A 19,397-nucleotide genomic window follows, 5' to 3' on the forward strand; every position below is an offset into this window, starting at 1 on the left:
ATGGAAACGCTGTTGGAAGTGCGCAATCTGAGCAAAACCTACCGTTACCGCACCGGGCTGTTTCGCCGCCAGCATGTGGAAGCGGTCAAATCGGTCAGCTTTACCCTGCGTGAACGGCAAACGCTGGCGATCATCGGTGAAAACGGCTCTGGCAAGTCCACCCTGGCCAAGATGCTGTCCGGCATGGTCGAGCCCTCAGCCGGAGAACTGCTGATTGACGACCATCGGCTTAACTATGGCGATTATCGTTACCGCAGCCAGCGTATCCGCATGATATTTCAGGATCCGAGCACTTCGCTCAATCCTCGTCAGCGTATCGGCCAGCTGTTGGACGCCCCGCTGCGGCTCAATACCGAAATGGCAGCCCCTGAACGTGAGCAACAAATCAACCGAACCCTGCGTCAGGTGGGGATGCTGCCGGATCACGCCAATTATTACCCGCATATGCTGGCATCCGGCCAGAAACAGCGGGTGGCTTTAGCCCGCGCCTTGATCCTGCAACCGAAGGTGATCGTAGCCGATGAGGCACTGGCCTCGCTGGATATGTCGATGCGTTCGCAAATCATCAACCTGATGCTGGAACTGCAGGAGAAACACGGTATTTCCTACATTTATGTGACTCAACACCTGGGCATGATGAAACACATCAGCGATCAGGTGATGGTGATGCATGAAGGGGAAATCGTCGAACGCGGCAGTACGGCCGAGGTATTGGCTTCACCGCTGCATGAGCTGACCAAACGCCTGATTGCCAGCCACTTTGGCGAGGCGCTTACCGCAGACGCCTGGCGACGTGACGGCGGCAGATTCTGATCGTCAAATCATAAAGAGAACCCGCCTTAAAGCGGGTTCAGACTGCAGATATCCGTGAAAGGCTGAACCGGTAGGGGTCGAACATGTTCGACCCGATTTAACTCATTGATTATGCCATTGGGCGCAGCTTGCAGCGCCCCTACAGAAAAACAACAGAGCACTTCGTCAACGGTCTCAACCCGCCTTAAAGCGGGTTTTTTATCGCCCCGATTCAGTGAGCGCTTAGCCAAAAACCGCAAATACAAATTACAATCTTGCTATATATCATTATATTTTATTCCATTCAGTTATTGATTAGTCCTTAACATTATTTTATCTCGCCAATCGAATCGGTGAGGATATCCCCTACGTTGAGCTTATTAAACGACAGGATATCGCACTGATGAACAGCCATCGCAATCGCCGACTCTCGCAGTTTCTACTCGCTTTAGCCGCAGGTTTCTCTGTTTATGGCCACGCGCTGTGTTGTGATGACCAAGGCTGATCCTGTCATTCCGTGTCCCTCTGCGGGCATGTTGCCATTTTGTCTTGCCGCCGTTGCCTGCTGCACCGGTGGCTGTTGCTCATGATTAAGGATCATCCCCTATGGAACTACTACGTCGACAACATAATGCCCAGTGGTATCACGAAACCCAAAGCAGCGTGCGCGGTGAGCAGCCGTTGGAGCCGCAGGCGGCCGGGATCCGCGATCGATTTTTGCTGGGGCTGGGCGCTTTTGCCGACGAAGCGCTGAACACCGCGCTGACCGCACGCGCCGGGGTATTTAACGCCTCCCTGGCCGGATATCACGTGCTGTTTCCCGATCGGGTCGAATTGTCACGCACAGTGACATTGTCACCTTATGATCGCCTCAGCACCGCATTAACCGTGGCACAGGTGACCGGCGTTCAGTCTCTTTGTAGCCACTACGCCGCCCGCCTCGCCCCCCTGTACAGCCCCGACGCCTCACGTGAAAGTAATATCCGCCTGGCCCAAATCACCCAGTATGCCCGCCAGCTCGCCAGTCAACCGACGTTGATTTGCAGCAAGGCGTTGCAGCAGTTGAGCGACGTCGGGTTAAGCCCGGCGGATATCGTGACCTTTTCGCAGATTATCGGTTTTGTTAGCTACCAGGCACGCGTGGTCGCCGGCGTGGCTGCCTTGGCCGGGCGACCAACGGGAGTGGTGCCCGGTTTCCCGAACATCGCTGACGCCGAAGGCATTGTGTTCACCGAGGAAGAACTGACATGGCAAGCGCGTCTTCCCGTGGTGGTGCCGGAAGAGGCCCGTGCCGAACAGCTCGACGTGCTGGATCAAAGCCATCCCGACGCTCGCAGCGAATCCTATTATCTGTTGCTGGCCCACGATGCGCCCGCGCTGCGTGAACGTAATGGCGTGTTCAACAGTATCAATGCCGACGGTTATGGCCTGTCGGCGCGGCTGAAAGCGCTGGCGACGCTGGCAGTTTCCCGCATTAACGGCAGCCGCTACTGCGCAGCGACCGTCGCACAGGATATTCAACAAGAAGAACTGGTCGGCGCCCTGTTCAATAGCATTGAGCAGGGGCTGGAGAGTACCAATGACCCGGTTAACCAGGCTGTGATCCGCATAGCAACGGACCTGACCCGCACGCCTGAAAAGTTCACGCCGCGCAGCGTGCAGCCGCTGTTTAACAGTGGGTTGAATCAGGCGCAGGCGCTGGACGTGATCCTCACCGGCGCGCTGTATGCCTGGGAGAACCGCCTGCGTCAAACGCTCGGCGACACCCAACATCTCAGTGAAAACCTGGCGTAATCGCTAGCGCAGCAACCAACCTCGTGCGGCATCAAAGAAATGCTGCGCCAACGGCGATGCGCGTCCCGGCTCGGCGACCACGACCGCAGCATGACGTGACATCGCCGCGATCGCTATCGGTCGGTGTTGCAACTCCGGCATCATTGCCGGTAACAGGTTGCCATGCGGGAAAAGCCCACAGCCCAGACCGACGAAAATGCCCTGCAACAGTTGGAATATTGAGGTGGTTTCCATTCGAACGTGCAGCGTCAGTCCAGCTTCACGGAAGTTTTGATCAAGATAACGGCGGAAGTAACGCGTCGGCTCAGCCAGGCACAGTGGCAGCGTGGCTACATCCTCCAGCGTCAGGGGGGTATCTCCTACCAACTCAGGAAAATGCTGCGGGTGGAAAACCAGCTCGACCCCGGCGTCCGCCAATGGCTGGGACTGAAAGTGCAGCTCTTGCAGCGTGGAAAGCTCGAAGAAACCAATGCCGACATCTACGGTATGTGCCGTCAACGCCTCCAGCAACTGATCGGCACTCAGCACCGCTACCCGATAATCCAGCTGAGGGTAACGCTCACTGACGTCCTTTAACATTTGCGCCAGCGAGATGCTGCATTGCGGTACCACTCCGATGCGCAACGTGCCGTTAAGCCCGTGTTTAAGCGACTCGACCTCCAGCTTCAGCCCCTGATAAACCGACACGATCTCACGCGCCCACGACAGCACCCGCTCGCCTTCGGCAGTAAAACCTTCGAAGTTGTTACCGCGGTTGATTAAGGATACGCCCAGCTCTTTTTCCAAATTTTTCAGCCGCATAGACAATGTCGGCTGACTGACAAAGCTGGCCTCTGCCGCACGGCCGAAGTGGCGCTCGCGTTCGAGATTACACAGGTAGATCAGTTGCTTAATATCCATAAAACGGCTCAATAAGTCATGACTGACCTGAGTATACCATCGCTGTAGGGTTTCGGGCGCAGCTGGCTACGCCCGGAGGGGTCAAATCTTCAGTTTTACGTAGTCCATCAATCGTGAGAACGCGCCGCCTTGCTGGACCGGTTGCAATGCCACCAGCGGCAAGGTTTTGAGCAGCTTGCCGTTATCGCTGATACGGATTTCGCCAATCGTCTGCCCTTGGGTCAACGGGGCATCCAGGCGCGGAACGCTGACCACATACTGCGCCTTCAGTTTGTCGGCTTCACTTTTCGGCAGGCTGAGATATTCCTCTTTTGCACTGCCCACCGCGACCTCATGACGGTCGCCATACCACACTTTTTCCTGCCCCAGATTTTGCCCGGCGCTGAACAGATGCACGGTGGTGAAATCACGCAGGCCCCAGGTCAGCAATTTGCGCGCCTGCTCTTCACGCCCTTTCGAACTTTTACCGCCCATCACCACCGCAATCAGCCGCCGGTCTCCTTCGGTAGCAGAGGCAATAATGTTAAAGCCGGCCGAGGCGGTATGGCCGGTTTTCAACCCGTCGACGTGCAGGTTTTTATCCCACAGCAGCCCATTGCGATTTTGCTGGGTGATGCCGTTCCAGGTCAGCGATTTCTCGCTGTACATGTGATACTCCGCCGGTTCGCTCATGATGATAGCGCGTGAAATCACCGCCAAATCGCCCGCCGTAGTGAATTGCCCCGGCGCATCCAGCCCATGCACGGTTTCGAAATGGGTATTCTGCAGGCCAAGCTGGGCACTCTTTTCATTCATCAACTTAACGAATGCCGCCTGGCTACCTGCCACATAATCCGCCATCGCGACACAGGCATCGTTGCCCGAATCAATGATGATACCGCGGCTGAGATCGCGAACCGTGACCCTGTCACCTGGCTTTAAGAACATCAATGATGATCCCTTAAACACCGGGTTGCCCTGCGCCCAGGCGTCATTGCCCACCGTCACCACGTCATCCAGGCCAATTTTGTGCTGATCGAGCGCGTGATCAATCACCAATCCGGTCATCAGCTTCGTCAGGCTGGCTGGGTTGCGGCGCTGATCTGCGTTCGCCTGCGCCAACACCTGTCCAGTGGTGTAATCCATCAATACGTAAGAGGCGGCGTCTATCGCCGGCGGTGTGTTTTGCGCAATACTGGAGGGAACATCTGCTGCCTGTACCGCCAGCGGCACTAACATGCCGGCGATCATCACCCATACTGAACGCTTCAATCACTGTTCCTCAGGCCCTGTGGGCTAAATAAAATGCCAATATAATCCGTGATATAGACTGCATTAATTATCGGGAAAGCGGAATCGTTACTCTTTTTCAGCAGGTGTCATAATGCAACGATTTGTTTGCCCGGTACCGCTACGCGATAAATCTGCTCTATGCCGCCATTGTCCCATTCGATTAGACGCTCACACCGCCCCAACCTAAACTTGTGACATAAACACTGAAAGCGCTTAAAAAAGCGTTCACTTATTAGCTACATCACCTGCGAAGAACAATATGAAATTTAAACCGTCAATAAAGCCGTATACCGGCGCGGCGGGCGGCTGGGGTTCACTCGAAGCCACTACCCGCTATGTGCTCGACAGTAAACAGACGCTGCAAAACCTGCGTAACCTGATGCGCGTGAACAAGGCTCGCGGCTTCGACTGCCCAGGTTGTGCCTGGGGCGACGACAACCACAGCACCTTCAGTTTCTGCGAAAACGGCGCCAAAGCTGTCAGTTGGGAAGCAACGCGTAACGCGGTCGAGCCGGAGTTTTTCGCGGCTCACAGCGTCAGCACCCTGCTGCAGCAAAGTGATTATTTCCTGGAATACCAGGGCCGTCTCACCCACCCCATGCGCTATAACGCCGAAACCGACCACTACCAGCCGATCAGTTGGCCGGACGCGCTGGCGTTGATCGCCCAGCACATTAACCAGATGGATAACCCGAACCAGATCGAGTTGTATACTTCGGGCCGCGCCAGCAATGAAGCTTCTTATCTGTATCAATTGTTTGGTCGTATGCTCGGCACCAGCAATTTCCCTGACTGCTCCAATATGTGCCACGAAGCCAGCGGCGTGGGCCTGAAACAAAGTATCGGCGTAGGGAAAGGCACCATTCGCATGGACGACTTTGAAAAAGCCGATGCCATCTTCGTGTTTGGTCAGAATCCCGGCACCAACCACCCGCGCATGCTGCATAGCCTGAAAAATGCCGCCAACCGCGGTGCGCGCATCGTCAGTTTTAACACCCTGCGCGAACGTGGCCTCGAGCGTTTTGCCGATCCGCAAAGCCCGATTCAAATGCTGACGCCCAAGTCGTCGCCGATCAGTTCATCCTATTACCAACCCAACCTCGGCGGGGATATGGCGGCCGTGCGCGGCATGGTGAAAGCGCTGCTGGAAAGTCATCGTGAGCGCCTGGCGGCCGGTGAACCCGGCCTGTTCGATCAGGCATTCATCAGTCAACACAGCGTCGGCGTCGAGGCGTATCTGGCGCAGGTCGATGCTACGACCTGGCAACAAATCACCCAGCAGTCCGGCCTCAGCGAGGAACAATTGCGTCAGGCGGCGGCGATTTATCAGGGTGCCGAACGCGTGATCTGCACCTGGGCGATGGGCGTCACCCAGCATAAGCATTCTGTGCCAACGGTACGTGAGATCACCAACCTGCAGCTGCTGTTCGGTCAGTTGGGTAAACCGGGCGCCGGCCTGTGTCCGGTACGCGGCCACAGCAACGTGCAAGGCAACCGTACCATGGGCATTGATGAGAAGTCCCCCAAGGCACTGCTCGACAGCCTGGAGCAGCACTTTAACTTCTCGCCGCGACGCGAACCGGGCCATAACACCGTAGAGGCCATTGAGGCGATGCTGCGCGGTGAGGTTAAGGTCTTGCTGGCGTTGGGCGGCAATCTGGCCGCGGCTGCGCCGGACACCGAACGCACTGCCCGCGCCCTGCGCCGTTGTGATCTGACGGTGCATATCAGCACCAAGCTCAACCGCAGTCATCTGGTCACCGGCAAAGACGCGCTGATCCTGCCGACCCTGGGCCGTACCGAACAGGATATGCAGGCCAGCGGCCCACAGTACATTACGGTGGAAGACTCTTTCAGCATGGTGCACGCGTCGGAAGGCGTCGGTAAACCACTGGCGGAGACCCAGCGTTCTGAAACCGCCATCGTATGCGGCATCGCCGATGCGGTGTTGGGCAACCAGCAGCTCGACTGGCTGGAGCTGGTAGACGATTATTCGTTGATCCGCGACCATATCGCCGCCACCATTCCCGGTTTCGAAGATTTCAACCGGCGCTGCGACCAGCCCGGTGGTTTCTACCTGGGTAATGCCGCCGCAGAACTGCGCTTTGACACCCCAAGCGGCAAGGCCGAGTTTAGCGCAGCGCCTCTGCCAACCAGCCTGTTCCCGCAGTTGGATGGCCGACAGGCGCCCTTCACGCTGCAAACACTGCGTTCGCACGATCAGTACAACACCACTATCTACGGACTGGATGACCGTTACCGCGGCGTCTACGGCCAACGAGAAGTGCTGTTTATACACCCTGAAGATCTGGCGGCGTTGGATATGCAAGACGGTGAGCTGGTAGAGATTGAAACGCTGTGGAATGACGGCATTACACGTAAGGTCAGTGGCTTCAAACTGGTAAGCTACGATATCCCACGCGGTAATCTGGCAGCTTACTACCCAGAGACTAACCCGTTGGTTCCGCTGGCCAGCTTTGGTGACGGCACCGGCACGCCAACGTCGAAGTCGATACCGGTGGAGATCCGCCGTTGTGTGGCGCAACCGACGCTGCGTATTGCCTGAATGGATGCGCCCGGTTCACGCCGGGTGCATTAACAGATCGAGCGCCGTCTGCAACTCGTCAGAGAGCTGATGGCGGCGCCACACGAAGTACAAATTGCTGACCCCTTCAGCCCCCATTTCCACCACTTTTAACGCCTGCTCAGGCAGGATCATCGGCAGCAAAGACCCCGGAACACAGGCGACGCCACAACCCGCTTTTACGCAGGCTGCCATCGCCGTGTACGACTCCATCTCCAGCGTCATCCGCGGCTTTAGCTGGCGTGAGGCCAACCAGCGATCGATTTTCAGGCGGAAAGAGCACTCGCGGCTGAAGGTATAAAACTCTAACTGCGCCAGGGTTGCGGCGTCCAACTGCGGAACCGAGGCCGGCATCAACAGCACCAGGCGCTCATCAAACGCCGCGCGACTGGCCAGCAGCGGGTGCTCTATCGGCCCGTCGGTCAACGCCAGATCGATCTCGCTGTCAATCAGCATCCGTTCCAGCACCAGCGAGTCTCGGCTCAGCACGTTAACCTGCATGTGGGGCTGGCTGCGGCGCAAGTGAGCGATGCGTGACGGCAGGTGGCTGATCAGAGAAAAATCCAGCGCCCCAAGATTCAACAGGCCCTGCGGTTGCCGACCGGCGAACAATTGTTGGCTGCGGTCTGCCAGCATCAGGATGTCGACGGCCTGTTGATAGAACAGTCGGCCTTTCGGCGTGACATACAACCGGTTCTTATCGCGAAAAAACAACTTGCCGCCAAGTGAGTCTTCTAACTCTTTGATGCGCAACGTGACGTTGGAGGGGACACAGTGCAATTCCCGCGCGGCGGCGGCAATGGTTTTATACTCCACCACGGCGCAGAAAAATCTAAGCTGACTCAGCTTCATGGTTTATTCACTTTTAGTTAGTGTTTTGGTTAGAAACAATCACTTTAGATTAGCATTTATTTGCCCTAGAGTCGTATCGACAACCTAAGAGGGATCCCTATGCCACTGAATGATTTACTGAACCTGCCGGGCGTAACCGCGCAGCCGGAAACCGTCACCGACGGCTACGTGTTCAATCACACCATGATCCGCGTGAAGGACTTAACCCAAGCGCTGGACTTTTATACCCGCGTGCTCGGCTTTACCCCGGTGTATCTGGAAACCTTCAATGAAGCCGCGTTTACCATTTGCTACCTGACCCGCAGCCCGCGCGACCAGATCCCACAGGATGACGATGCCCGTAAACGCTGGGTCCTGAGTCAACCGGGTATTTTGGAGCTCACCCATAACCACGGCACCGAGCAGCAGGCCGATTTTCATTACCACAACGGCAACAGTGAGCCGCGTGGCTTTGGCCACCTCTGTGTGACGGTGCCTGACGTGCACGCTGCCTGCGAGCGTTTTGAGCGCCTTGGCGTGAACTTCCAGAAACGTCTGCATGAAGGTCGCATGAATTACGTGGCCTTTATCAAGGATCCCGACGACTACTGGATTGAAATCCTGCAGCCTACGCCGCTACAGAACTGATTTACCCCCCGTTTCCCCCCGGCGTTTCGAGCCGGGGTTTTCTTCCCGCCTTTTGAACGCCCAATATTCCATAAAATCGCGCCCCAACGCGGGAAAACCGTGACGTTTGGCTTGCCCGCAGCGGGTGATTCGCGTAAAACTGTCAGCCGCAAATCTTGCCACTCACAACCCATTCACTGGACGATATGTTTCAAGATAACCCGCTGCTGGCGCAGCTTAAACAGCAACTTCACTCTCAGACCCCGCGCGTTGAAGGCGTAGTAAAAGGGACTGAGAAAGGCTTTGGCTTTCTTGAGGTCGACGGTCAAAAAAGCTATTTCATTCCGCCACCGTACATGAAGAAAGTCATGCACGGGGACCGAGTGACCGCAACCCTGCATACCGAGAAAGAACGTGAAATCGCCGAGCCGGAAACCCTGATCGAGCCCTTCCTGTCGCGCTTTGTCGGCCGTGTGCAAAAGCGTGATGACCGTCTGTCCATCGTACCCGATCATCCGTTGCTGAAAGACGCGATCCCTTGCCGTCCGGTGCGTGAACTGAAACATAACTTCCAGGCCGGTGACTGGGCGGTAGCGGAAATGTGCCGCCACCCGCTGAAAGGCGATCGTGGCTTCAACGCCGACCTGACCCAATTTATTACCGACGGCGAAGATCACCTGGCGCCGTGGTGGGTCACGCTGGCCCGTCACAGCCTGGAAAAAGAAGCGCCTGAGATGATCGCGATCGATGAGCCGGATGCTTCCGTGCCGCGTGAAGATCTGACCGCTCTGAATTTTGTCACCATCGACAGCGCCAGCACCGAAGATATGGACGATGCGCTGTTTGTGCAGGACAACGGCGACGGCTCGCTGCAATTGACCATCGCCATTGCCGATCCGACCGCCTACGTCGCGCAAGGCAGCGCGCTGGATGAAATCGCCCGCAAGCGCGCCTTTACCAACTACCTGCCAGGTTTCAACATCCCTATGTTGCCGCGCGATCTGTCAGACAACCTGTGTTCACTGCGCCCGAACCAACGCCGTCCGGTGCTGGCTTGCCGCGTGACCATCGGTGCAGACGGCGCATTGGGTGACGATATTCGCTTCTTCGGCGCCGAGATCGAATCAAAAGCCAAACTGGTTTATGACGAAGTCTCCGACTGGCTGGAAGGCATTGCCGGCTGGCAGCCGCCGAGCGATGAAATCGCACAGCAAATCACCCTGCTCAAGCGCGTGTGCGATGCACGTAACGCCTGGCGCCACCAGCATGCTCTGGTATTCAAAGATCGCCCAGACTACCGCTTTGTGCTGGGTGAAAAAGGCGAAGTGCTGGAGATCATCACCGAACAGCGCCGCACCGCCAACCGCATCGTCGAAGAGTGCATGATTGCTTCCAACGTCTGCGCCGCCATTGTGCTGCGCGACCGTCTGGGCTTTGGCATTTACAACGTGCACACCGGTTTCGATCCGCTGCTGGTTGAGCAAGCCGTAACCGTACTGCAAGCCAACGGCGTTGAAGCCGAAGCCGAGAAGCTGCTGACGCTGGAAGGTTTCTGCGAACTGCGTCGTCACCTCGATTCGCAACCGACCCAGTTCCTCGACAGCCGTATTCGCCGCTCTCAGACGTATGCCGAAATCAGCACTACGCCGGGGCCGCACTTCGGTCTGGGCCTGGAGGCTTACGCCACCTGGACCTCTCCGATCCGTAAATACGGTGATATGGTCAACCACCGCTTGCTGAAAGCCGTTATCACCGGGCAGTCCGCAGAGAAACCGCTGGACGAAGTGACAATCCAACTGGCCGAACGTCGTCGTCTGAACCGGATGGCGGAACGTGACGTCGGCGATTGGCTCTACGCGCGTTACCTCAAGGATAAAGCAGGCACCGATGAACGCTTCAACGCGGAAATCATCGACGTAACCCGCGGCGGCCTGCGCGTTCGTCTGCTGGACAATGGCGCAGTGGCCTTTATCCCGGCGCCCTTCATTCACGCGGTACGTGATGAAATGGTATGCAGCCAGGATACCGGCACGGTGCAGATCAAAGGCGAAGTCGTTTATCGTCAGGGGGATACCCTGCAGGTATCCATCGCCGAAGTGCGTATGGAAACCCGCAGCGTGATCGCCAGACCGGCGGCTTAACCCGCAACATAAACGTTATGCCAGACAAACACCGGACGGGTCTCCCTCCGGTGTTTTTTTATTCCCAGTAACATCCTCATCACCTTGTTTTTACGCTATTACTCAACCGGCTTCACATTTCTCATCCGACCTGCTTCTCTTCGCCTGCAAAACTCCTACTTTTAATTTGTAGCCATTCTCCCTAAGAACACTTCTTTCTTTTTTTCTGCACACCAAGGAGTTGTTGAACATGAAAAACGTCAAGTCCGGGATCATCTGGCTGGTGGTGGCGTTGGTCGGTGCATTCGCCTTCGCCATGCTGGCGCTAAGCCGCGGTGAACACGTCAATGCGGTTTGGCTGGTGGTAGCGGCGGTCGCCTGTTACAGCATCGCTTACCGCTTCTACAGCCTGTTTATCGCCAAAAACGTCTTTGCGCTCGACGACCGCCGCATGACCCCGGCCGAACGTCGCAACGACGGGTTGGACTATGTCCCCACCAACAAATGGGTGTTGTTTGGCCACCACTTTGCCGCCATCGCCGGGGCCGGGCCGCTGGTTGGCCCTATTCTGGCAGCGCAAATGGGCTTTCTGCCCGGCACTATCTGGATCCTGGTCGGGGTAATGCTGGCCGGCGCCGTGCAGGACTTCCTGATCCTGTTCATCTCTACCCGTCGTGACGGTCGTTCGCTGGGTGAAATGGCCAAGCAGGAACTGGGTGCCTTCGCCGGTGTGATCACCATGCTGGGCGCGCTGGGGGTGATGATTATCATTCTGTCCGCGCTGGCGCTGGTGGTGGTTAAAGCCCTGGCCGACAGCCCCTGGGGCTTGTTCGCCATCGCTGCAACCATCCCAATCGCCCTGTTTATGGGCGTGTATATGCGTTTTATCCGGCCGGGTAAAATCGCTGAAATCTCGGTGATCGGTTTCGCGCTGATGCTGCTGGCGATCATCTACGGCGGCAACGTGGCACAAGACCCCTACTGGGGCCCGTTCTTTACGCTGCACGGCACCACGCTGACCTGGGTGCTGGTGGTTTACGGCTTTGTCGCTTCGGTGTTGCCGGTGTGGCTGCTGTTGGCACCGCGTGACTATTTGTCCACTTTTATGAAGATTGGCGTCATTATCGGGTTGGCTGTAGGTATCGTCTTCGCCATGCCGGAAATGAAAATGCCGGCGGTATCGCGCTTTATCGACGGCAGCGGCCCGGTGTTCGCCGGCTCGCTGTTCCCGTTCCTGTTTATCACCATCGCCTGTGGTTCGATTTCCGGTTTCCATGCGCTGGTTTCCAGCGGTACCACGCCGAAACTGGTGGAGCGCGAGAGCCATATTCGCTTTATCGGTTATGGCGCCATGCTGATGGAGTCCTTCGTGGCTATCATGGCGTTGATTTGTGCGTCGGTGATCGACCCAGGCGTTTACTTCGCCATGAACTCGCCGGCGGCGCTGATCGGCACCACGGTGGAAAATGCCTCTCAGGTGATTAACAGCTGGGGCTTTATGATCACCCCGGAAACCCTGACGATGATTGCCAAAGACGTCGGGGAGCACTCCATCCTGTCGCGCGCCGGCGGCGCCCCGACCTTCGCCGTGGGCATGGCACACATCATTACCGAGGTGTTTAACAGCCGCGCAATGATGGCCTTCTGGTACCACTTCGCCATTCTGTTCGAGGCGCTGTTTATTCTGACCGCCGTCGATGCCGGGACCCGTGCCTGTCGCTTTATGGTGCAGGATCTGGTCGGTGTGGCGATCCCAAGGTTAGCTAACAACCGTTCTTGGTTCGGTAATCTGGCGGGAACCACCGTGGCCGTCGCTGGCTGGGGCTTCTTTGTCTATCAGGGGGTGGTCGATCCGCTCGGCGGCATCAATACGCTGTGGCCGCTGTTCGGTATCGGCAACCAGATGCTGGCTTCGATGGCGCTGATCCTCGGTACCGTGGTGCTGTTCAAAATGAAAAAACAGCGCTATGCCTGGGTGACCATTTTGCCGACCGTCTGGTTGTTTATTACCTCAATGACCGCTGGCTGGCAGAAAATATTCCACGAGAAACCGAGCATCGGCTTCCTGGCGCAGGCGAAGAAATTCTCTGCCGGTATTGAACAAGGCACGCTGATCGCACCGGCCAAGACGCTGAAGGATATGGAGACCATCGTTTTCAGTAACCAGATTAACGCCACACTGTGCGCTTTCTTTATGCTGGTGGCGGTAACCATGCTGGTCTCCGCCTTCTTTGTGATCCGTCGCGCGCTGAATGCCAGCCAGCCTACGGCGCAGGAGTCGCCGATCGTCCTGCGTGAAAATGTTTAAATTCAGTTGGTTATAATCAGGGCGCTGCGGCGCCCTCAGACTGCTGACAAACCTGCGTAAAGGCTAAACCGGTAGGGGTCGAACATGTTCGACCCGATTTAACCCATTGATTATGCTATTGGGCACAGCATGCAGCGCCCCTACCATTAAACAACAGAGCACTTTGTCAACGGGCGCCCTTTTCTTTGCTTATGCGGTTCTCAGTTCAGCAGATTAGTGCCGAATGCCCCCTGCCAATCTTGCTCGAATTTCTCTACCGCGGCCTGAACCGCCGGTGCCGCGAGGAACTGCTCAGCCACGTCGACCGGCAGAGTGATGGCCTGACAACCCGCCAGCAAGCATTCCAGCGCCTGACGCGGCGTTTTGAAACTGGCCGCCAGCACACGGGCTCCCGGCGCGTGCAGCGTCAGCAATTGCTGCAGCTCGTGAACCATTTCAATGCCGTCACCGCCCTGCGCGTCCAGGCGGTTCACGTATGGGGCCACATACTCAGCCCCCGCCAGCGCCGCCAGCAGTCCCTGACCCGCACCATAAACCGCCGTCCCCAGCGTAGGAATCGACATCGACTTCAGTTTTTTAATCGCTGCCAGGCCTTCTGCGGTCGCCGGTACCTTAACCACCAGCCCAGGCACTCGCTGATGAAGCAACGCCGCTTCCGCCACCATGCGCTCGGCGTCGTTAGCCATCACCTGAGCAAAGAGTTTGCCGGTGCCCCCCAGCGCATCGCGCAGCGCCGGTAACACTTCCCAAATCGGTTTTCCCTCTTTGGCAACAATGCTCGGATTGGTGGTCACACCATGCAGAGGCAGGATGCGCGCCAGTCGTTTTACTGCGTTCACATCGGCGGTATCGAGATAAAGCTCCATTACGGACTCCTGAATCTTTTGTGGACGAATTCAAACTCTCATCATAGTAGGAACATGCAACGCATTTATATTTGATCGAAATCAAATCAACTTTCATTCGAAACAACTTTAATGACAAAAGAAAAGCAACCGAATGACAGGTGACTCGTGATCTTCAATCTGCAGCGCTATTCCACCCATGATGGTCCAGGCATCCGCAGCGTAGTGTTCCTGAAGGGCTGCTCGTTGGGCTGTCTCTGGTGCCAGAATCCGGAAAGCCGCTCGCGAAAAGCGGACTTGCTGTTCGATCCGCGTTTATGCCTCAGCGGCTGTACCCTGTGCGCCGAAGGCCATCCTCAGGCGATTCAACGAATAGACGACAACCTGCTGATCCAGCGCGAGTTACTCAGCCACGAAGAGTATGCCGCATTAGCCGCCCGTTGCCCAACCGACGCACTCAGCCTGTGCGGCAGCGCAGTAAATATCGACGATATCATGACCGAGGTGCTGCGCGATCGGCCTTTTTATCTGCGCACCGGTGGCGGCCTGACACTCTCCGGCGGTGAACCCTTTATGCAGCCTGCCGTGGCGGCAGAACTGCTGAAGCGCGGCCGTGAGGCCGGCATTCATACCGCGGTAGAGTCTTGCCTGCATACGCCCTGGTCACACATAGCGCCTTCGCTGCCCTGGCTCGATCTGATGCTGGCGGATTTGAAACACGTCGATGAAAAACGTTTCAAGCAGTGGACCGGCGGCTCCGCCAAACGGGTAATGGAAAACTTCCGCCGCCTGGCAGCCCACGGTACACAAATGACCGTGCGCGTCCCGCTGATCCCCGACTTTAACGCCGATCGCCGCTCAATTCGCGCGATTGTCGATTTCGCCGCCGATGAGGCCAGCGTTACAGAGATTCATTTCTTGCCGTACCACACGTTGGGTATCAACAAATATAACCTGCTCGGCGAGCCTTATCACGCGGCCCGCACCCCACTAGATGCCCCTGAACTGCTGGCCTATGCCGAACAGTACGCCGAGGCCAAAGGGCTGACTGCCATTTTGCGAGGATAACACCATGACTAAGCTGGATCTGACCACCCTGTCCGAACGCACCCAGGCTCACAAGAACGCGCTGATCCATATCGTCAAACCGCCGGTTTGCACCGAACGCGCCCAGCACTACACCGAAGCTTATCAGCAGCATCAGGACAAACCCTTGCCGGTTCGTCGGGCACTGGCATTGGCTAACCATTTGGCTAAGCGAACTTTGCGAATCGATAACGACGAGTTGATTATCGGCAACCAGGCCAGCGAATTACGCGCTGCGCCGATTTTCCCCGAATATACCGTCAGTTGGATCGAAGACGAGATTGACCAACTGGCCGACCGTCCGGGCGCCGGTTTCTCGGTCAGCGAAGAGAACAAGGCCATTTTGCATCGGCTATGCCCCTGGTGGCGCGGCCAGACGGTGCAAGATCGTTGCTACGGTATGTTTACCGACGAACAAAAGGCCCTGCTGGCCACCGGTATCATCAAGGCTGAAGGCAATATGACCTCAGGGGATGCCCATCTCGCGGTGAATTTCCCACTACTGTTGGAAAAAGGCCTCGACGGGCTGCGCGAGAAGGTCGATGAACGTCGCAGTCGTATCCGGCTTACCGACTGGGAAGAGTTGCATCAGGAGCAATTTCTGAAGGCAATCGATCTGACCCTGGAAGCGCTGAGCGCGCATATCTTGCGCTTTGCCCAGTTGGCGCGCGACATGGCGCAGACGGAAAACCGTTTGTGGCGGCGTGAAGAGCTGCAGACCATCGCGGAAAACTGTGAGCTGATTGCCCATCGGCCACCACAAACCTTCTGGCAGGCCCTGCAACTGTGCTACTTCATTCAACTGACGCTACAGATTGAATCCAACGGCCATTCGGTGTCTTTTGGCCGCCTCGACCAATATCTCTACCCCTGGTACCGTCGTGACGTAGAGTTGGAACAGACGTTGTCACGCGAGCGTGCGATTGAAATGCTGCACAGTTGTTGGTTGAAGCTGTTGGAGATCAACAAGATCCGTTCCGGCTCACATTCCAAGGCCTCGGCAGGCAGCCCGCTGTATCAGAACGTCACTATTGGCGGACAGCAACTGATCAACGGCAAACCTTGCGATGCGGTTAACCCCTTGTCCTATGCCATTCTGGAGTCCTGCGGGCGCTTACGCTCCACCCAGCCTAATCTCAGCGTGCGTTACCATGCAGGAATGAGTAACGACTTCCTCGACGCCTGCGTGCAGGTGATCCGCTGTGGGTTTGGCATGCCAGCCTTTAACAACGATGAAATCGTTATCCCTGAGTTTATCAAACTGGGCGTGGAGCCGCAGGATGCCTATGACTACGCGGCGATCGGCTGTATCGAAACCGCCGTGGGCGGGAAATGGGGTTACCGCTGCACCGGCATGAGCTTTATCAACTTCGCTCGTGTCATGCTGGCGGCACTGGAACAAGGGCGCGATGCGACCTCCGGCAAAGTTTTCCTGCCACAAGCAGGGGCGCTCTCGAAGGAAAACTTCTCCGACTTTGAGCAGGTGCTGGGTGCCTGGGACAACCAGATCCGCTATTACACGCGCAAGTCGATCGAAATTGAGTGCGTGGTCGATACCGTATTAGAAGAGAACGCTCACGATATCCTCTGCTCAGCGCTGGTGGATGACTGCATCGAACGCGGCAAAAGTATCAAGCAAGGTGGCGCAAAATACGATTGGGTTTCTGGTCTGCAGGTCGGCATAGCCAACCTGGGCAACAGCCTGGCGGCGGTGCGCAAGCTGGTCTTCGAACAAGGGGTTATTGGCCAACGGCAATTGGCGGCAGCGCTGGAAAATGACTTCGACGGATTGAGCGGCGAACAGTTACGCCAGCGTCTGCTCAACGCCGCTCCAAAATACGGTAACGACGAGGATGAGGTCGATCAACTGCTGGTGCGTGCTTATCAGACTTATATCGACGAACTGAAGCAGTACCACAACACCCGCTTTGGTCGTGGCCCGATAGGCGGCACCTACTACGCTGGAACGTCGTCGATTTCAGCTAACGTGCCCTTTGGCGCGGCTACCCTGGCCACGCCAGACGGCCGTAAAGCGCATACGCCGTTGGCGGAAGGAGCCAGCCCGGCCTCCGGTACCGATCATCTGGGACCGACCGCCGTGTTCAATTCGCTGTCCAAACTGCCCACCGCTTCTATCCTCGGCGGCGTGTTGCTGAATCAGAAACTGAACCCGGCGACGTTGGAGGATCCGCGGGACCGAGAAAAACTGATGTTGATGCTGCGCACCTTCTTTGAGGACTACCAGGGTTGGCACGTGCAATACAACATCGTGTCGCGGGAAACGCTGCTGAAAGCGAAGCAACATCCTGACCAATATCGTGATTTAGTGGTCCGCGTTGCTGGATATTCCGCTTTCTTTACCGCATTATCCCCTGACGCGCAGGATGATATTATTGCGCGAACAGAACATACTATTTAAACAATAAATATTAGCGGCCGCACATTGGTGGCCGCACATCAGGTTGATATGAATTCAAGACAACAGACAATACTTCAATTGGTAAACGATCGCCGGCGTATCAGCGTCAGCGATTTGGCCGCGGCCACCGGCGTTTCAGAAGTGACGATCCGCCAGGATTTGAACCTGCTGGAGAAACGCAGCTACCTGAAACGGGTGCACGGTTCCGCGCTGGCATTAGAAAGCGACGACGTCGATGCGCGCATGATGTCCAACTTCACCCTCAAGCAAAAGCTGGCGCAGTATGCCGCCTCGCTGGTTAACGACGATGAGACCATTTTTATCGAAAGCGGCAGCGCCAACGCGCTGCTGGCGCGTTATATCGCCGAGCGTAAACGCATCACGCTGATCACCGTCAGCCACTATATCGCCCATCTGCTAAAAGAGACGGATTGCGAGGTGATCGTGCTGGGCGGCATGTACCAGAAAAAGAGCGAGACCGTGGTCGGGCCATTAACCCGCCAATGCATTCAGCAAGTGCATTTCAGCAAGGCGTTTATTGGCGTCGATGGCTATCATGCGGATACTGGCTTCACCGGCCGCGATATGATGCGCGCCGACGTGGTCAACGCCGTGCTGGCGAAGGGCGTAGAAAATATTGTCCTGACCGACTCGTCAAAATTCGGCCAAATTCAGCCCAATCCGCTGGCCCAGCAGGGCAAGGTTCAGCGGGTAATCACCGATTCGCGGCTGTCGTTGGAGTATCAACACCTGTTGAAGCGCCAGGGAATACAGTTGGATATGGTGAGCGACTAGCCTTCAGACGAAACAACGGGAGAGCCGCCGACAGGCGGACCTCCTGATGCTCACTGGCCGTAGTAGGCGTTTTTACCGTGCTTGCGCAGGTAATGTTTGTCCAGCAGGGTTTGCTGCATATTCGCCAGGCCCGGCGACAACTGGCGCGAAAAAATCCCCATATAGGCAATTTCTTCCAACACCACCGCATTATGAACTGCGGTTTCTGCGTTTTCCCCCCAGGTAAAGGGGCCATGAGAATGCACCAGCACGCCCGGCACCGCCGCCGGATTTAACCGGCGCTGGCCAAAGGTTTCGACAATCACTCTGCCGGTCTCCCATTCATAGCGGCCATTAATTTCCTCATCCTGCATCCGCCGGGTACAGGGAATGTCGCCGTAGAAATAGTCGGCGTGCGTTGTGCCCCAGGCCGGAATATCCAACCCTGCCTGCGCCCAAATGGTGGCATGCCGCGAATGGGTGTGTACTATGCCCCCGGCATCGCCAAATTCCAGGTACAGCACGCGGTGGGTATCGCTGTCTGATGAGGGCTTTTTGTCCCCCTCCACCACCTTGCCGCTTTCCAGTTCCAGCACCACCATATCGTCACGGGTCATCACCCCGTATTCCACCCCCGAGGGTTTGATCACCATCAATCCCTCACGCCGATCGACAGCGCTGACATTCCCCCAGGTGAAGGTCACCAGACGATGGCGTGGCAGCGCCAGATTGGCCTCCAATACCTGCTGCTTGAGATCGTTAAGCATGTTTCTTTCCCGGTTAACCCTGTTGGGAATATTGTCGGCAGACAGGCTTGGGGGCGGTATGGCGTAAATCGCTAAAGACCGCGTAGTCTTCTGCTGGAAACGGCAATTTGCGCGCTGGGGATTAAATAGCGCGCAATGGACTTTAAGACTATTTACCTGTTTATCGTTCAGCAGAAGCTTATAGTGAATATTGGCGGAGGGAGCGCTCTGGGCGTTTCAATTATTCTGCCTTTAACAAAAAATGCCATTTTTTATATCGATACTTACTGGGAGCCACT

14 protein-coding genes are annotated in these 19,397 nt (G+C 56.6%); 9 read left to right on the top strand and 5 right to left on the bottom strand.

Translation table 11 applies throughout. The annotated features are described in order from the left end of the window. Entirely contained in the window at window positions 1-813 is an 813-nt protein-coding gene (sapF, locus tag M495_RS12895) for a putrescine export ABC transporter ATP-binding protein SapF (RefSeq protein WP_020827108.1), read from the top strand. A gap of 585 nt (window positions 814-1,398) precedes the next feature. Further along, window positions 1,399-2,586, top strand: a complete 1,188-nt coding sequence (locus M495_RS12900) for a CMD domain-containing protein (protein ID WP_020827109.1) — start codon at window positions 1,399-1,401, stop codon at window positions 2,584-2,586. Between the two features lie 3 nt (window positions 2,587-2,589). On the opposite strand, the gene M495_RS12905 is transcribed toward M495_RS12900, so the two are convergent. Together M495_RS12905 and dacD are read right to left on the bottom strand one after the other, a co-directional pair. Beyond that, window positions 2,590-3,486 (bottom strand): LysR family transcriptional regulator, encoded by an 897-nt coding sequence (locus M495_RS12905; protein WP_020827110.1) that lies wholly within the window; start codon window positions 3,484-3,486, stop codon window positions 2,590-2,592. Window positions 3,487-3,567: 81 nt separating this feature from the next. Continuing rightward, the gene (dacD, locus tag M495_RS12910) at window positions 3,568-4,737 is read right to left on the bottom strand and encodes a serine-type D-Ala-D-Ala carboxypeptidase DacD (protein ID WP_041414592.1); all 1,170 of its coding nucleotides are present in this window, start codon (window positions 4,735-4,737) and stop codon (window positions 3,568-3,570) included. A 280-nt stretch (window positions 4,738-5,017) separates the two neighbouring features. Between dacD and M495_RS12915 the strand changes: the two genes are divergently transcribed. After that, a complete protein-coding gene (locus M495_RS12915) occupies window positions 5,018-7,324 on the top strand; it encodes an FdhF/YdeP family oxidoreductase (protein ID WP_020827112.1) in 2,307 nt (768 codons plus the stop codon). A gap of 15 nt (window positions 7,325-7,339) precedes the next feature. Here the strand turns inward: M495_RS12915 and M495_RS12920 are convergent, their stop codons facing one another. After that, the gene (locus M495_RS12920) at window positions 7,340-8,194 is read right to left on the bottom strand and encodes a LysR family transcriptional regulator (RefSeq protein WP_020827113.1); all 855 of its coding nucleotides are present in this window, start codon (window positions 8,192-8,194) and stop codon (window positions 7,340-7,342) included. A 99-nt stretch (window positions 8,195-8,293) separates the two neighbouring features. On the opposite strand from M495_RS12920, the gene gloA reads away from it, so the two are divergent. The 3 genes from gloA to M495_RS12935 all read left to right on the top strand — a co-directional run bounded on the left by gloA (window position 8,294) and on the right by M495_RS12935 (window position 13,228). Beyond that, complete coding sequence (gene gloA / locus M495_RS12925) at window positions 8,294-8,821, top strand: lactoylglutathione lyase (RefSeq protein ID WP_020827114.1); 528 nt, start codon at window positions 8,294-8,296, stop codon at window positions 8,819-8,821. A gap of 185 nt (window positions 8,822-9,006) precedes the next feature. Further along, the gene (locus M495_RS12930; protein WP_020827115.1) at window positions 9,007-10,941 is read left to right on the top strand and encodes an exoribonuclease II; all 1,935 of its coding nucleotides are present in this window, start codon (window positions 9,007-9,009) and stop codon (window positions 10,939-10,941) included. 229 nt (window positions 10,942-11,170) lie between these two features. Further along, window positions 11,171-13,228, top strand: coding sequence for a carbon starvation CstA family protein (locus M495_RS12935; protein ID WP_020827116.1), 2,058 nt, complete (start codon window positions 11,171-11,173; stop codon window positions 13,226-13,228). Between the two features lie 200 nt (window positions 13,229-13,428). Here the strand turns inward: M495_RS12935 and fsa are convergent, their stop codons facing one another. Next, on the bottom strand, window positions 13,429-14,094 hold the full coding sequence (gene fsa / locus M495_RS12940) for a fructose-6-phosphate aldolase (protein ID WP_020827117.1): 666 nt from the start codon (window positions 14,092-14,094) through the stop codon (window positions 13,429-13,431). A 147-nt stretch (window positions 14,095-14,241) separates the two neighbouring features. Between fsa and M495_RS12945 the strand changes: the two genes are divergently transcribed. Genes M495_RS12945 through M495_RS12955 form a run of 3 tightly spaced genes read left to right on the top strand, consistent with a single transcriptional unit; the run spans window position 14,242 to window position 18,373 of the window. Then, on the top strand, window positions 14,242-15,141 hold the full coding sequence (locus tag M495_RS12945; protein ID WP_020827118.1) for a glycyl-radical enzyme activating protein: 900 nt from the start codon (window positions 14,242-14,244) through the stop codon (window positions 15,139-15,141). A 4-nt stretch (window positions 15,142-15,145) separates the two neighbouring features. After that, entirely contained in the window at window positions 15,146-17,578 is a 2,433-nt protein-coding gene (locus tag M495_RS12950) for a formate C-acetyltransferase/glycerol dehydratase family glycyl radical enzyme (RefSeq protein WP_020827119.1), read from the top strand. A gap of 48 nt (window positions 17,579-17,626) precedes the next feature. Next, complete coding sequence (locus tag M495_RS12955; protein WP_041414595.1) at window positions 17,627-18,373, top strand: DeoR/GlpR family DNA-binding transcription regulator; 747 nt, start codon at window positions 17,627-17,629, stop codon at window positions 18,371-18,373. A gap of 50 nt (window positions 18,374-18,423) precedes the next feature. Here the strand turns inward: M495_RS12955 and araD are convergent, their stop codons facing one another. Further along, entirely contained in the window at window positions 18,424-19,119 is a 696-nt protein-coding gene (gene araD, locus M495_RS12960; protein ID WP_020827121.1) for an L-ribulose-5-phosphate 4-epimerase, read from the bottom strand. Window positions 19,120-19,397 lie beyond the last annotated feature (278 nt).

This window comes from Serratia liquefaciens ATCC 27592 (assembly GCF_000422085.1).
GTDB lineage: Bacteria > Pseudomonadota > Gammaproteobacteria > Enterobacterales > Enterobacteriaceae > Serratia > Serratia liquefaciens.

Coding starts and splice junctions, on each gene's coding strand:
- gloA (WP_020827114.1), top strand. CDS start 8,294: ATGCCACTGAATGATTTACTGAACCTGCCGGGCGTAACCGCGCAGCCG.
- M495_RS12955 (WP_041414595.1), top strand. CDS start 17,627: ATGAATTCAAGACAACAGACAATACTTCAATTGGTAAACGATCGCCGG.
- M495_RS12915 (WP_020827112.1), top strand. CDS start 5,018: ATGAAATTTAAACCGTCAATAAAGCCGTATACCGGCGCGGCGGGCGGC.
- M495_RS12935 (WP_020827116.1), top strand. CDS start 11,171: ATGAAAAACGTCAAGTCCGGGATCATCTGGCTGGTGGTGGCGTTGGTC.
- M495_RS12905 (WP_020827110.1), bottom strand. CDS start 3,486: ATGGATATTAAGCAACTGATCTACCTGTGTAATCTCGAACGCGAGCGC.
- M495_RS12900 (WP_020827109.1), top strand. CDS start 1,399: ATGGAACTACTACGTCGACAACATAATGCCCAGTGGTATCACGAAACC.
- sapF (WP_020827108.1), top strand. CDS start 1: ATGGAAACGCTGTTGGAAGTGCGCAATCTGAGCAAAACCTACCGTTAC.
- M495_RS12920 (WP_020827113.1), bottom strand. CDS start 8,194: ATGAAGCTGAGTCAGCTTAGATTTTTCTGCGCCGTGGTGGAGTATAAA.
- M495_RS12930 (WP_020827115.1), top strand. CDS start 9,007: ATGTTTCAAGATAACCCGCTGCTGGCGCAGCTTAAACAGCAACTTCAC.
- fsa (WP_020827117.1), bottom strand. CDS start 14,094: ATGGAGCTTTATCTCGATACCGCCGATGTGAACGCAGTAAAACGACTG.
- M495_RS12950 (WP_020827119.1), top strand. CDS start 15,146: ATGACTAAGCTGGATCTGACCACCCTGTCCGAACGCACCCAGGCTCAC.
- araD (WP_020827121.1), bottom strand. CDS start 19,119: ATGCTTAACGATCTCAAGCAGCAGGTATTGGAGGCCAATCTGGCGCTG.